Consider the following 15,070-nt stretch of genomic DNA (forward strand, 5'->3'; position numbering starts at 1 on the left):
TCGCCAACCTGCAGACGCCCGACCGTCGCGTTTGACAGCCTCAGCAGACCCGCTACAATAGAAGAGTTGTTCCCGTCGCCCGCGCCGGTATGACTACTGGCGCATCCCATTGCCGAAGTGGCGGAATTGGCAGACGCGCATGGTTCAGGTCCATGTACCCGCAAGGGTGTGGGGGTTCGAGTCCCTTCTTCGGCACCAACTTTTTCTTCTCAATAACTTAGCGGCTAGGTGTCCACCTTGGTGTCCTGAAATCAATTGCTTGCGGCTGGCTCTTTCGGGGTAATGTACTTCTTCACCGCATGGCACAGGGCGGAGGGGAGGGGGGCGGGCTGCAGATGCACACCCGATCGTTGAACACACGCTACCTCTTGCTCACCTTCTGCTACCAGGGTCTCCCCGCCGTCGGCCAGGACACGGAAGAATTGGAACAACATGGTGAGGCGACCGGGGCTCATGGCCGCTGCGCTCATGCGGATCAAAACCTCATCAAAGGCCGAAAGCTCCTGGTAATAAGAGCAGGAAACGCGAGTGGTGGCCAGGGTTAGGCCTTGGGCAAACTCTTGAGTCAACTGGGGCACGTGATCGCGTATAAACATTTCCCGACAACGGCCCTGCCAGCGCACGTAATGCGCATAATAGACGTTGCCGACTATATTGGTTTCTTCAAAGCAAACACAGTGCCGGTATTCGTAGAAACGCATTTATTAGCTCCCCGTGAGAATGGAAACTGCTGCGGGCATCGGGTCGTCACGAAAACGGACTACAGCAGTCACGATTTTCAGGTTGTCCATGGCAAGGGAAACACAGCTCGGTTCCTGGAGGGAACAGGCATGAAAGACGAGGTGACTGTCCTCCGGAGCGCCCGCCTTCTTCAAGCATTCGATCGCAGTCCAAACGCGCGTAGCCGCTGTGTGCAAATCTTCTCCAGTTTGCTTGGCGATCAACTCCACCAGGGGCCAGCGTTGCCATCCCAAAAGATCACGCCAGACCTCATCGGTTCGCGCCGAAATCGCCTCCAGATCGCATGCCAACCGTCCGTGTCCGGCTACCGCAAGAGTAAGGCCATTCATGTGCGCCGCGGAGACAGACACTGCGGCTTGAACTTCCGGTTTTCCATCGGCGCGCCGCTCCACCGGTAGCGGCGACTTCAACGCCTTCTGGATCGCGCGGTCGCTGCGGCGCTTGCGGTCCGTACTTTGGTCTCTGTCGAAAACCGCCGCCAGTTCAGTGGTCGCACCCATCTCATGAACACGCCATTCCAGGGAAGCAGCTACCAAGGCATCTGGCCATGCGTGTCCCGGAGCATCGGCAACCTTATGCAATCTCAATCCGATCCAGGATTCGCGTAACACGCCGGCCGAGTCGCGAAATTCAAGGTCGTAGCAGTACGTGTTGCCTTGCTGCCATCTCTCGCGCGAGCGCGCCAGTAGCGGTTCACTTGCCTCAAGATAGCCCGGCAGCACACGGTCGATCCCCACTGGAAGCAATAACACGTGTGGCACGCAAGCCTGGATGGAATGTAGGCCGGCGTCACGCGCTCCAGCGTCACCCAGCATGAGCGTGCCCGGCAGATATGGGCTGAACCACGTCTGGTTCCGGGCAGGTGTAATCTCGGCCCACGAATGCCGGGCGCTCAGACTATGATAGCCGCTCAAGCGTCGAAAGCGCCCGTCCTGAAACAGCAAAGAGCCATACAGGTCCCGCTCCGGGTCCACTGCAATGCGCGATGCAGACACGGCAATGGCGTCTGCTGCCATATCAGGGCCATCCGCGAAACGGCAGATGCACCTGAAATGGTCCATCGCAAAAGACGTCTGGGAACTCCGGAGCACCACTTCTACTGATCCATCATCGCGAACCAACGCGGCGGCCCGGAGCGTAACCCGCGTCCCGGTTTTGATTGCCAATGGCTGCTCAAAATGCACATCTTCGAACGTCGGCAATCTCGCCGCTCCAGTAACGGCCATAGCTGCTTGAGCCATAGCCTCCAGTCCCATTACTCCTGGCAAGAGTGGCTCGCCGTAGAAAACATGGTCAAGCAAATAAGTGTCTGAACCGCTGGTGAGGTCTGAATCGACTACCAGCTCGATTCCCGCATAGTAGACGCGAGGCCGCTCCAGATAGCGCAACAGCGGCAGCGGCGGAGCAACCGTTTGCAGCGGTGAAAAGGCGCCGAGCCGGCCTGTAACGACTATGGCCACTGACGGAAGTCCGGGCGCAAGCAGCTCGCGAAACCAATGGATTCCATCTTCCGCGGTAATCGCGGAAATTCCGTCGCGCTGCAGCGAGTCTAAAACGCCCAGACGCTCGGCCATGCCTGCGCCGGACCAGGCAGATGACTCGAACACGACGCAACGACAAGCAGGGTACTGGCGAGAAAAACTCTCGGTAATCGAGACCAGGCAGCTGTTGGCCAGCGCATAATGCGCTTCACCACGCATTCCCAATCGGCCGATCACCGATCCAAAACTGAACAGCAAACGCAATCGTCCGGGATCCACGGCAGCAAGAAGGTTCCGCAAGCCTTGAACCTTCGGAGCCAGTGTGCGGCGCATCGCTGCCTCGTCCAGATCACGCAGCAACATGGGTTCATTTCGGCCAGCGCCATGAACGATGCACGTCACCAGTCCAAGAAGCGGCTCTGCTTCCCGTACTGCAGCAATCACCGCGTCGCTGTCACTGATATCAGCAGAAACGTACTTGACCTTCACCCCTGCCGTCGTCAGATCGTTGAGCTGCGTGGCGAGTTCTGCGTCCTCTTGCGGGTTGGAGCGTCCCAGAATCAGCAATTTGGCCCCGGTTTCCTTCGCCAGCGCAGAAACACATCGGGCCACAATGCCTTTACCTCCGCCGCTCACCAAAATTACGTCGCGCTCATTTAGCCCGGCGCGCTCTTGGCTGCGGTTTGCCAGAAGTGTGAAATTCCGTTGCCAGCGCCGGCCATCGCGGTCGTAACGAACTTCGACATGTTCTTGGGCAGAAGATAACTCCCGGGTAATTAACTGGCCGATGTTCATGTTGCGGGGAGCTTCGATAACCCGGGTAGAGACGTTGGAATTTTCCAAATGTAACGTTCGCGCAAACGCGCTCGCGACGGACGCTTCGGATCCGACCATAACGAAGTAGCGTGGCCCTTCTGCGCGGAGCACCGTATGTGCCCCCTCAAGAAGCAGAATTGCTTGATCTTCGATTGGACGCTCATCGAGATAGACAATTACGCCGCTGCCGGGAAATGATGGTGTCCCTTGCTCTGGCAATAAGGTGTTGGGCGAAGCGACGATCTTCCACAGTCCAGTTGCAGGAGAGGAAGCCGAAGTTGGAGGAAGATCACTGGGCCGCCATTCCACACCGAAAGCCCGGCACCAATTTGCTACTCCGGCTGGCGCCGCTTCATGTTCCGGCAAGTCTTCAGAGGAGTTGGCACGTAATTGCTCAAGGGCGCGCGCCAGTTCACCGACGGTGGCATCCGCATATTGCAGTGGACGGGCCGGAGGCATCGCGCCAACCTTGCGCGCGGCAGCGGCGACAACTTCCGCAACAATGATGGAGTTGAGATGCAAGTCGCGCAGCAGCCGCGCCCCCTCTCCTATCGCGGATTCGGGCAGTTCCGTCCGTTGCGCGATGAGAGCCCGCACTGCGCTGATGGCGTCGGGCGCGATATTTAGTTCTTGAACCTCACTTTGCTCTACATTTTTCTGACTACCGTTCATTCTGGAGACTTCTTGCGTGCTCATTTCGCCTAAGGAGGTAGCCGGAGCCAGCTCGCACGGATTGGTGAAGAAGGCTAATGGATGATCAAAATCGAAGGGACGGTTAAAACGTCCTTCGAATAATGCTTCCAGGCGGACGGGCACACCCAGTGCGTAAGCTGCAGCGGCCGCCTGTAGCAAGCCACGTATTGATGAGCCGCAGGCATCCAGGGGAATAACTGGAGCCGCATTCGGCGACTTGACTAAATTTGTGAGCACACGTCCCGGTCCAACTTCCAGGAACAGCTCAACGTCTTCAATGCAGCTCGCCAGGGCTTCTGTGAACTTAACGGGCGCCGTGAGCTGATCGATCAGCAGCCGGCGCAGGTTAGAATCTCTCTTCAATTCAACGCCTGAGATGGTTGAGATTACGCGACGTTGGATCGACGTAAGCGGCAAAGAGCTGACAGCCCTCTCAAACGCGACGCTTGCTGGAGCCATCAGTGGTGAATGGAAAGCGTGTCCGGCCATGAGGACCGTCCCACTCCAACCCGAGTTTTGCGCGCGCCTGACTACTCGAAGCACGGCATTTGTTTCCCCAGAGATAACGTTTTGTTCGGGCCCATTAAGGCACGCCAGCACCACCGAGTCGCCGGCGATCAAACCCTTGATTGTCTCAACTGGAGCTGCAATGCTTGCCATGGCGCCCGCTGGACCACTGACCTCCGCCATCAAGCGGCCGCGTGTCTGCGCCAACGCCAACAGCGACTCTTCGTCAAGCGCGCCTGCCCAACAATATGCCGCCAGTTCGCCCAGGCTATGACCAAGCCCCAGCGATGCTTCAATCCCCAATCGCCTGAGCGTGCGCAGACCCGCGAGCTCAGCGGCAATGATTGCAGGCTGCGCAGTAAGAGTGGAGGCTGAATCTGCATCCTTGGGTAAAGCGGCTTGCCTATAAAGCTCCCTAAGTTCCCTGAAGCGCTTTCCAAACGCTCCGGGGCCCGAACGCACTGGGGAAGCTTGACCCGGAAAGAGGAAGGCGATACGCGGCTTTTCCCCGGCCGCGCTGAGGAATATCCCGTTCTCGTCATCGAAATGACGAGTCGTTCCCTGGCCCAGCAGACGCGCAACAGACTCCAGACGTTCCGTAAACTCTGAGGGCGTGCTTGCCACAACCGCCGCACGCCACCGCCCTGCGCCAGCCCGTTTCGCAAGCGCAGCGGATACATCCCCGAGTTCAGAATAGGAGAGAGAGCTCGACAATTTTGCCAATTCTCCGGCCTTCACAGCCAGATCAAAACAGCTGTCGGCATCCAGAACAAAGAGCTCGCAGTCCTGATCGCTTGCCAGAAGCGTTTCCTCGGGCGGCGAGAAGCTGGTCCGACGCTCTACATCGGAATGCAACGTTACGTGAACGTTAATACCCCCAAAGCCGAAGGAGTTGACTCCCGCGCGCACCGGAAGGGCGTCCGGCCAGGGCTCCGCCTGCTCGAGAACTCTAAGAACCGCTTCGTCACCTTCAAGCTCGGGTCGGGGACGGCACACACCGGTCGTCGGCGGGAGGGTCCGGCGATGAACCGCTAGAGTCGCTTTGATCAGCCCTGCTATACCTGCCGCGGCTTTGGTGTGGCCGATATTCGCTTTGACAGAGCCCACAGCCGCAGGTGGCGTTTTGTTCCCAGCGGCTTTGCGCGCGGTCGTCAAAGTCTGCAGCTCGACTTCGTCTCCTATCGGCGTCCCGGTGCCATGGCCTTCGAAAAACGCAACCGTCTCGGGGCCATATCCTGCGTGAGAGTAGGCGCGTTCAAGGGCCAGCATTTGCCCGTGCGTCTCCGGCCTGGTAATGCTGCCGGCGCCGTCTGAGGAAATACCCCATCCCTGAATGACAGCGTAAACCTGTCTTTGCTCACGAACCGCGTCTTCGCGCCGCATCAGAACGACAAACCCGGCGCCTTCGCCAGGGAGAAATCCGCTGGAGTGGCGATCATAAACAAGCATTCCATTTCGGGCCAATGCACCGGCTTTGGCAAATCCCACCAATTCAAACGGATCCAGACTCAAATCAACCCCGCCGGCCAAGGCCGCATCCAGTTCCCCGGATTCCAAAGCAGAGCAGGCGCGGGCTACAGCCAGCAATGACGAGCAGCAGGCGCCATCCAGCGTGTAGCCGCCGCCGCCCAGATGGAAGTAGCTGCAAATTCGACCGGCAATGGTGTTAGAGAGTGCTCCCGCTAGGGTCTCCTCGGTTACGGGAGCGAACGGCGCCTTGTACCCCCGTTCCAGTTCACCAAGAAAACGAATGCGGTGCTGCTCATCCCATTGTTCGTCGCGGAGATGCGCATCCACGAGGCGTCGCACATAGGGCCAACGCAGGCGGAGCGTCGCGGCGCGGGAAAATTCTCCAGTCAGAGTGTTTCCGAGAAGCACTCCAGTGGTCTCCTGCGGCAATGCACCGGGTTGGTCCATGCCGGCGTCCCGAATGGCCTGATCGGCAACATCCAGGGCCAGCCAATGCGCCATGTCGACGCTGCGGAAGATAGGGCCGGAAACCCGAAAGCGCATGCGGTCAAATTCGTAACCCTGGATCAACGCTGCCTCGGTTGAATAGAACGAATCCGGAGTGGCGGGATCGGTTGCCAGATAGTCGCGCAAGGAGAGCCGTTCTGGGGGCATGCGGCGAAACGCGCGCCTTCGAGCCAGCACGTTCTCCCACAACTCATTTGGACTGCGCGCATCGGGATAGCGACAGGCCATTCCGACAATCGCGATGCCGCCCTTCATATCCCTCCTCCACGATGGAAATCATTCTTGCTGTGAGTCGCGCCGCACCATGGCCTCGACTCCTTTCAAACTGCGTACCTCAAGAGGCTCCGTCATACGCAGTGCGCGGCGTATTTGAGGCTGGGGCAACCGCACGCTTTCCAGCGCGCCAGTAGAGCAACATGGCCATGACGATAGGAATGGTAACCACAGAGTTGTAAAAAAGATGAAGTTCGATCCGCGGAAACACGAGTTGCAGCACTGAAGTCGGCTCCTTTGCCCCAAAGAAAAAAACTCCGCGCTGCGCCTGGATAAAAAGCAGCGTGTGTTCAAAAACATGCCAAATTCCCACCACCAACGCAGTTTTCCACCAGATTCGCGCGACTCCGGAAAAGGCAGGGAGCAACAGCAACAAGCCCGCCAGCGTGAGCACCGCAAAACCGAAATGCAACCATTCGCTATGAATCAGCCAGGGATAGACCTGGCCCAAAAGGCCCAGCGCGTGATGGCGTTCGAAGCCCATCACATAAACCTGGTAGGCCTGGACGATGTGCTCCAGCCAGTGCGCAAGTATCAGGCCGACAAAAAGCATTTGCATAAGATGACGCTGAGTATTTTTCATCTTCTTTCCTCCAGCAAACACATTGCTTTAACGGGCGACAAGATATCGTCCCGGGCTTCTGTCCTCCAAACTTCCCTTTTTGGGCTTGCGAAACTGCTCACGTATCCGGTATCTCCAATCCTCGTAAGCGGGCTCGTCCCCGGCCGTGGCCTGGCCAAGAGCTTGGTCCGCGATGACAGCAGCTTGATGTAGTGAAAGACCGCAAATTATTCGGCAGGCGGACTCTGTATGCGGCATGGGATTGCCTGCGTACTCTCTGGTCTTGGCGGCGAACACTGCACCCTGGGCAAGATGGCTCCGGTACCCAGTTGACAATTGCAGCAAGCCTACGATTTCCTCTTCATCACATCCGCCAGCATAGGCGCAAGCCAGCCCAACGCCGCTCCACAGGTCTCCTCGGCGTGTTTCCGGAAAGCCCGATATAATGGCGGAGATCCACTGCGGGTCAGCGCCGGATACAAACCACATGCTGCGTCCCAAGCCTTGGTCAAATGCCCGTAAGGCATACCCCTGAAGCAGAGCCGGGCGCCAGGTTCCATTCGCATAGCGCGGCCAGTGAAAATATCCTTCGTGAAAGCCGAACCCGTCGTACGCCAGCCAACCTAACAGGGGATCGAGTTCGGAGAACCTGCGGCGCAACCTCAGTCGCAGACGCGCCATAGACCAGCCTGCACCCACGTGCACCATATATCTGTGTTGCCGCCCGGGGCCGGCCAGAAAAGCCGGAAGAAGCAGGTCAGCCCAGGGCCGAAGCTGATCCAGAAGGTCCATCGCCATGGCTGCTCCTTCGTAGGCGAAGCCCCTGAATTCCAATTCCACTGTTTCCAGTCGGCCGGTGAGGGCAGACTCTCGTGGGTTCTCCAAAACCGCCTGATAGCCTTGCCGGAATGCTTCTCCTATCCGCTCCAGGTGCTCGCGTACGCTTGCACGCGGTACCCGGAAGCCGCGACGCGCGAACGTCACCTCTTGAGGTGCAATGCTTAACAATTTCTTCAACAAAAAAGACATAATCGAATAGCCTCAGGTTTGCGCCCTCAGCTCTAGCAAGCTAGTTACCGCTGCTGACTGATTCAGGAATGTGCCTAGCAGCCGCGGCAACTCGGGACGGTACAGAGGCTGGCCTGAAACTGCGAACCCAATCCGCCAATCCTCGAGCGCCGGTTACGACCGTCAGCGCAAAAAACAAGCCGAAAGCCACGTGCATGGAAACCAGGAGTCCATAGACCGAAGCAACGAGGACCCCAAAAACCACCTGGCTGCGGGCGCCAAAGGGTGTGGTGGCTGGATCGCTGATCATGTAGAAACTGAACAACACGAAGGCGACGCCGGTCATTGGATTCAGCGCCCCCAGGAGCGCGGTTCCCAGCAGCAGGTTGCGAATAACTGCTTGCGCGAGAAAGCCACCCCACCAGCCAAGGATCAATGGCAGGCGGCCAGTAAAACGCAAATTGATCAGCGTTCCCGAAACACAGATGAAGGCGGGCAATATCCAACGGCCCATTCCGCTCAGATTTTCACTGAAATGATACGGTGGAGCGATTCCGACCCAGGGAAACAGCAGCAAGGTAACGGTGATGCCGAAATTGGAGGGATTCAGAAAATGGCGGGGGCGACCGTCCACCCTAAAACGAAAGGTTGCCTTGGAGGCGATCGCCACCATTGAAGCAAAGATGACCGGCAAGATCCGGTCACTGGAATACAGCAGCATGGCAACCGCTAACCCGGTGATGTGGGCGGGGAGCAGGAAATCGACCGTTTGGCGCCAGCCACCGAGAAAACGTGGGGTACGGCCGTGCTCCTGGGCAGCGCACCACTCAAGGAACAGCTCACACGCGTAAGCTGCAAGCAGGGATAAGCACGGTTGTGCCAAGGATTGTTCAAATCCGAAAAAAGTGTGCCCCAGCAGGTTGAACACAGAGATAGCAACGGCAAATCGTCTTAAACCACCGAGTCGCCGCGCATCCGCCCATTGCTCGTTGAAAGTCATCGGTCAGTACTCCCGAGGAGGACGGTGTGCCAGCCCGGTGCCAGGCTGGTCTCCAAGTGCCGAACCATGCCCATCCGATCGCGCCAGTCGATCTCGATTCGCAGATTCTTTGCGCCTTGTGTACCCAGTCCGAAGTGGATGTCAGGACTGCTTTTTCCGGAATGTCCGTTGCCCCCGTCAACTTGTTTGACCAGCTTTCTGCCGTCGCGGAGGTATACAGTCGCGCGTGCGCCGATTGCAGGCGAAGCTGTCCGTTGGCTCTTGAGGCCTCTGTAGATTGCGGTCCGGGTGGGCGCTGTGGGAACCAGCAAGTGCAGACCCAAGAAATCCCCGACAGGCTCGCTGCGGTTATGAAAGAAAACCGAGTCGTTCCACTGGTTCGCGAGTGCAAAGTCCAGGCGGCCATCTCCATCCACGTCAGCGACAGCGATGCCGCGCGTAACCAAGGGTTCGCCAAGACCAATGCTCGGTCCGAAGTCGAAGTACCTGCCCAAGGCGGAGCGAACATAAAAACGATCCTGGTTGCCGCCGCTCAAATCGTCACCCGGCTGAAAATGGGGCCAGTGGCCAGGATTGTGCAGCATCAGATCATTCCCCATAGCCAACTCCTGCAAGTCCGGCCAGCGGTTCCTGGCGCCTTTAAGAAAACCCGTAGCTTGGAGTATCTGCGGGTCGCCTTGATTGTCGAAGTCGCCAAAGCGCACGTCCCACGACCATCCGCTTCGTGCCAATCCTAGACTTTCACTGCGCTCCTCATAGGGCGCAATCCCCGATCGGAAAGCATCGAGATCCCCTGTGCTCAAATACACCAAATTGCTTTCTTCCAGGGCATAGCTGTCCGTAATGTTGCCGACTATGATGTCGGGCAGGCCATCCCCGTTGATGTCAGCGCAATCCACACCCATTCCTTTGAATGAATCCTGGCCAAGCACCTTGGATTTGGGAGTAGTCCAGCCGTGACGGCCTCGCAGCGGTTTGAACGCAACATGACCTGGACTAGACGCGTTATAAAACAACCGGTCAGGACCAAAATCGTTGGCAATGTAGAGCTCCGGCCGGAGGTCTCCGTCAAGGTCGCAAGCTGCCATTGCCAACGTCCAACCTGTCCCCAGATTCGGCTCCGTGATCGGTTCGAACGTGACACTGGGTTTTGCACCCGCTGTTGCCGACTTCCATAGTAGAATTGGCTTGCTGCCGCCATTCGTGGCACGTGACATGGAATTCTGCATCTCCGCCGGTCCGTCAGAACCCAGGACCACAGAACCATCAGGGAAATAATTGCCAAAAATCAGGTCAGCGTGTCCATCGCCATCCAGATCTGCCACCAAGGCAGCATTGGTGTACCATCTCTCGCCGCCCGCGACCAGCTCCTGAGGCGTGAAAGAATCGGCCGATAAGACTTGCGCGCTGTTTTGCTTGCGCAGAAAAGCGACCGGAGTCCGTCCCCAGTAGTACACAATTACATCCATCAAGCCATCTTCATTGAGGTCCGCAAACAGGCAGCCCATGGGGGCAGTGTGGACAGCATCGTAGGTAAGCGAAGTCGGGAAGAGGCTGAAAGACTCGTAGCGCGCACCAGTTCCCGGAACCGGCATCACCTTCACATCGTCGGTTCGAGGATCCACCAGGCAGGCGTCATTGGAAAGACCATCGCCATCCAAATCGCCCAAAGCGATGCCAGCGCCCACAGTGGAAATCCACGACACAATTCCCTGAAAACGTGGATTCACTTTGCGAATACTCTTCCCCGAAATCCCAGACCGGGGGAAGATCGCGCGTTCGAAGCGAAACCGCTTCGCTATGGAATCCGACTCGCGCGACGAAAGCCGGGGAAGACGTGCGGCCCAGCCAATTGCAACCACGGCCGACCACACGACCAATAGTTTCAGATATGGCCTATCGAGGAAGCTTCGTTGGAGAGTTCTCATTTGAATCACCAGCGCGTTTGCTTCGGCCTCAAGCCGATTTCCTCAGGTTGCCGTCCTTGCCCAGCAGGAATGGAAAGTTGAGCAAAACGGGGGGATCCGTGGTGGCCGGGGCTCGCAGCACGATGTCCTCGCATTCAACGGTGCCTGAGCCGATGGTGACCTGCTGGCCGCCGCCTCGCAGCGCAGATTCATAACGAAAAAAGTCATCCACGGTGCGCGGCCATGGCATTCCCAAGGCCATTACGTAATATTGCCCTTCGGGAACTTCAGATATCGAATACTTGCCGGGCTGGAGAATCGTGGCACACGCCACTGGCTTTCCTTCCGGGATCGGGGTTGGGAACAAGCCTATAAATATAGGACCCGAAAATGATGCCGGGCCGCGCACCTGTCCGACCACTTTGGCTTGAAGCAAAGGAACCGGCGTGGCTTCCCTCTGCAGGCATTCCAGCAGATTTTTTGACGGCGATCGCTGCAGCATCCGCAGCTTGGTCGGCGAGACGCCCAGCACTCCGGAAAACCTGCGTATAAAGGTTCCCAGGCTGCTGTACCCGACTTCCAGACAAATTTCCGTCACGCTAGTATCGCTGCTGAGGAGCAAACGGGTAGCGGCCTCAACCCTGAGCTTGCTGACAAAGCGGCAAGGGGACAAGCCGGTTACTGCGCGGAATGTGCGATTGAAATGATACCGGCTCATATATGCGACCGATGCCATATCTGCCAACGAGATGTCCTCGTCCAAGCGCTGCCGAATTGCGCCTATCACTCTCTGCACAGCATGAGAATGAAATTCGATCGTATCGGGCCGCTTCCGGGTGCGATTCTGCGACTCTAACATCACCTGCGTCCCTCCCTGGAACCCAGCCCGCCGTCGGTCGACTTCCCAATGCGGTAGGCCGAATTAGTAAGGCAAGGTATATTCCCGATTGCTCCCTCGCAATGGTCCTGGAGATTCAAAAAGGGTCCGGTTCTAGACGGCCATATATCGATCATTCTTGAGCCGAAGATCGGGAAAGCGGCCTGAAGATGCATAATCGCCCACCGATGCACCGCATGGATGATGGGGCGTCCGACATTGTCGGTCTAACCGTTAAGAAGCACGTGATGATCGAATGGCGGACCTTCAGCGGCGTGGTAGTCGACGTTTCCGAGTTTACGGAAGCGATTCATGCAGAAAGTCATGCGTGAGCGTGGGTTTCGTGAGTGTTTAAGTAATAACGGAATCGGCATCGCCATCCCGCCATTCAGCTTGGCAAACGCCCCACGTACAGCCTTCTCGCTCGAATTGAAAACTTGATCCACTGGGCCCGCAAGGAAATGCGCCATCTCAGCAGCCAAAGCAAACCCAGTGCGACGCACGCCCCTCCATGATGGACACTGCTGACGGACCGTCACTGCAGCGAATGCGCGCGGTAGTACCAAGCTATCGCTTGTTTGGCGGAGTCGCGCTTGCTTCCACGCCGGTCCGTGCTACGCTTTGCTGCCCATTAGGAGGTACCAAACAGGGAGCTCGGCTGGGGCGGTCGTCTTCTGCTCATGCTCGCAGCTTCGTGGCGGCTGCGCACCTTGAGCTTCTCTAACAGGCGATGTACGTGGTGCTTGACGGTGCTTGCGGCAATGCCGAGATGACTGGCAATCTCTTTATTGCTCAGACCATCGTTGACCAACTGCAGAATCTCGCTTTCTCGCTCGGTAAGCGGTGCGCCGGTAATCTTCTGCTCTCTGCGGCTCAGCCGGCCGATCGCATCCACGACGATTTGCGTGATGTGGCCCGAGGAAACAGTCTGGTTATTCCGCAACATCTCCAGAGTACTGATCAAATGGGTGATTCCCTTGTTGCCGGGAACGCATGCGCAGACGCCTGCTTCGATGAAACGCACAAGCTCTGTATCCGTGCATTCGTTGCTCAGCAGCACGATTTTGGAAGCCGGAAATTCAGCCCGCGCCCAACGCGAGCTGGCGATCACTGCTTCCGCATCCGGCAATGACGTGATCAGGACGATGGCGGCCGTCTCACTCGAAAGGGGGCACTCTCGCTGGTAGCTCTTCACCTGCCACCCGTGCAGCGAAAGTGCCGAAGCAAAGATCTCGTGGTAAAGACGATCCATGCCGACGTTGACTAAAACCTTGCCGTCTTGTTTCATACACTGCATCCGGAATACAGCTGAGGAACCAAGCCAAGCCTAAGGGAAGGGGCAGGCTTATAGCCAACAAGACGACAGATGTCAAGAAATATATATTGTTGGCTAACTACCCTACGACCTTTGGCGTAACTCGATCAATGGAAAGGATGCGCCAGATCCGCCACCCATTCGACGTTGATCGTGGGTCATTATGCTCATCATCGACTCTTGTCGCTTTGACTCTTGTCACTTTCGAGATTCGGTTTGACCCAGAATCTCAATAGCTTCCAATCGCCGTTTTTGTTCGTTACGGACAGATCTTCAAACGTCTTACCATCAGTGCATTTGGCGGCAAAAACGAACCTATATACTCCCATACTCTTTGTAGCGTCTGAGAGTTCTCGGCCAATCGCCTTGCCGCGTTGCTGAGCAACGGCTTGGCAGGCTTGAACCCACTGTTCTCTCGTCATTTGGTGCGTGGTTGAGTCAAACAAGTCATAGATATCAGAGTACTTGCCTTGGTCGAACATCGCTAATACCGAGTCGGTGAACGATCTCGCATCTGCTGTCCTGTCTTGCGTCCGTGCCAACAGTGAGAAGACCAGGACTGTGAAAAGAAGCGTCACCTTGGCTGCATCTTGAAGGATCTTGAGAGAAGCCGACCGAGTTTGCATGTGAACCTCACTAGTTATAGTGAATTGAAGTCCCCAACTCTGACGAGCATGGCGAAACTCTACTTCTCCACGAGCACAACGGCGCCCCAGTAAAAGGTGAAGAGGATTCTTGGATCGAATCTTCCGTTGAGCCAAGCGCATCTTGCGCGACACTAAAAGGGACATATAGCTGAAGCAAGAGAATAGACACGAACGCAGCCCGCATACGACGATTCCAATGCTAGTTTTCCCGGATCGAACCGTAGTTGAACCATGTCAGTTTCCAGGTGCCTCCGTCGTTGGCGAGAAGCATGAATTCCAGCCCCCGAGCGCTTTTCGTCGATTCCACGCCACTCCAAAAGAGCACGTATTCCCCCGGCGACTTAGAAATAAAGGGTGCATCTTGAGCATATAGGGTTCTTAGCGTCTGTCGCGACGTGGTAGTGCCCACGCGATCACGTTGAGCGGATAGTCTGGCGATAAAGTCTTTGCGTGATGCGATTGAACGGAAGGACGCAGATGTTGCCTGGTCGTAAAATCGGCCGAAGTCTCCCGCATCCAGAATCTTCAACCACATAGCCAATGCAGTTTTTGCGTCGTCAGCGCGGTCTGCATCGTCACTGACTCGAACGAACTCCAAATCGTCGCTTGGATCGTCGGTCATATTCGTATCGACCAAGCGATCGGTGATCATCTTTAGTTCAGTATGGAAAGGTTTCTTGGCGGTCGCTTTCACGATGCGGTCACAGCCGTTGCCATTACAAAACGCGAATCTGCCATCGACCTTCATCACTCCTCGTGCGGCGTCGTACACAGCGTCGAGGACGTACCCCCATGTAGTCTGGAACATAGGCTGAAACAAAGAGTCCTCTGGGAACAACCAACAATTCCGGTTGTCAGTGGTCATCCAAATGCTAGCGGTGGTGCGAATCCATTCCCCTTCAACTTTGTTTGTGCCCGGGATGGTGCTCAGGCGTATTCGGCGCTCGGAAATGGTGAGAGCCGAACACTCCTGCTGCTGAACGGAACCGATGGCGTCGACCGAGCCGGCAGACCACAATCTCAACATCGCTGGAGGAGCTGGCGAGGACTGGCTGGACGCGGGAACGAGTCCAATACAGAAAACGAAGAGTACTCTGCACACTGAGTCCATCATGGAACTCCAGGAAAGTGCCATCCGGGGCGAGATTATCGCGAAAGCATCGGGCAATTCCTCTCCCGGATTGCTGAATTGCTAAGGCCGGTTCGGTCCACGCGTTAGCGCAGAGACGCCACGTCCAAGGCGCGTCCGCGAAGCGTCCTCCCCAA

General features: G+C 57.0%; 10 protein-coding genes and 1 tRNA gene. 1 reads left to right on the top strand and 10 read right to left on the bottom strand.

All coding sequences use genetic code 11. The features are described from left to right. The first annotated feature begins 111 nt into the window (after positions 1-111). A tRNA-Leu gene (locus LAO20_07370) sits at positions 112-198 on the top strand. A gap of 53 nt (positions 199-251) precedes the next feature. Here the strand turns inward: LAO20_07370 and LAO20_07375 are convergent. The 10 genes from LAO20_07375 to LAO20_07420 form a co-directional block, all read right to left on the bottom strand. Further along, a complete protein-coding gene (locus LAO20_07375) occupies positions 252-701 on the bottom strand; it encodes an acyl-CoA thioesterase (protein ID MBZ5531234.1) in 450 nt (149 codons plus the stop codon). A 3-nt stretch (positions 702-704) separates the two neighbouring features. Continuing rightward, positions 705-6,470 carry an SDR family NAD(P)-dependent oxidoreductase gene (locus LAO20_07380; GenBank protein MBZ5531235.1) on the bottom strand — a complete coding sequence of 1,922 codons (5,766 nt, stop codon included), beginning with the start codon at positions 6,468-6,470 and terminating at the stop codon, positions 705-707. Positions 6,471-6,549: 79 nt separating this feature from the next. Next, complete coding sequence (locus tag LAO20_07385) at positions 6,550-7,071, bottom strand: hypothetical protein (protein ID MBZ5531236.1); 522 nt, start codon at positions 7,069-7,071, stop codon at positions 6,550-6,552. A gap of 27 nt (positions 7,072-7,098) precedes the next feature. Continuing rightward, positions 7,099-8,079, bottom strand: a complete 981-nt coding sequence (locus LAO20_07390; protein ID MBZ5531237.1) for a DUF1702 family protein — start codon at positions 8,077-8,079, stop codon at positions 7,099-7,101. A gap of 40 nt (positions 8,080-8,119) precedes the next feature. Beyond that, positions 8,120-9,058, bottom strand: coding sequence for an enediyne biosynthesis protein UnbU (locus LAO20_07395; GenBank protein ID MBZ5531238.1), 939 nt, complete (start codon positions 9,056-9,058; stop codon positions 8,120-8,122). Next, positions 9,055-10,986: a CRTAC1 family protein gene (locus LAO20_07400; GenBank protein ID MBZ5531239.1), complete on the bottom strand. Its 1,932-nt coding sequence runs from the start codon at positions 10,984-10,986 to the stop codon at positions 9,055-9,057. The genes LAO20_07395 and LAO20_07400 overlap by 4 nt, the downstream gene beginning before the upstream one ends. A gap of 28 nt (positions 10,987-11,014) precedes the next feature. Further along, a complete protein-coding gene (locus LAO20_07405) occupies positions 11,015-11,728 on the bottom strand; it encodes an AraC family transcriptional regulator (protein ID MBZ5531240.1) in 714 nt (237 codons plus the stop codon). A gap of 745 nt (positions 11,729-12,473) precedes the next feature. Continuing rightward, the gene (locus LAO20_07410) at positions 12,474-13,130 is read right to left on the bottom strand and encodes a response regulator transcription factor (GenBank protein ID MBZ5531241.1); all 657 of its coding nucleotides are present in this window, start codon (positions 13,128-13,130) and stop codon (positions 12,474-12,476) included. A 197-nt stretch (positions 13,131-13,327) separates the two neighbouring features. Further along, positions 13,328-13,783, bottom strand: coding sequence for a hypothetical protein (locus LAO20_07415; GenBank protein ID MBZ5531242.1), 456 nt, complete (start codon positions 13,781-13,783; stop codon positions 13,328-13,330). Between the two features lie 220 nt (positions 13,784-14,003). Next, complete coding sequence (locus LAO20_07420) at positions 14,004-14,552, bottom strand: DUF4019 domain-containing protein (GenBank protein MBZ5531243.1); 549 nt, start codon at positions 14,550-14,552, stop codon at positions 14,004-14,006. Between the last annotated feature and the right edge of the window lie 518 nt (positions 14,553-15,070).

The organism is Terriglobia bacterium (assembly GCA_020072815.1).
In the GTDB taxonomy this organism is placed as follows: Bacteria; Acidobacteriota; Terriglobia; order Terriglobales; family Acidobacteriaceae; genus Angelobacter.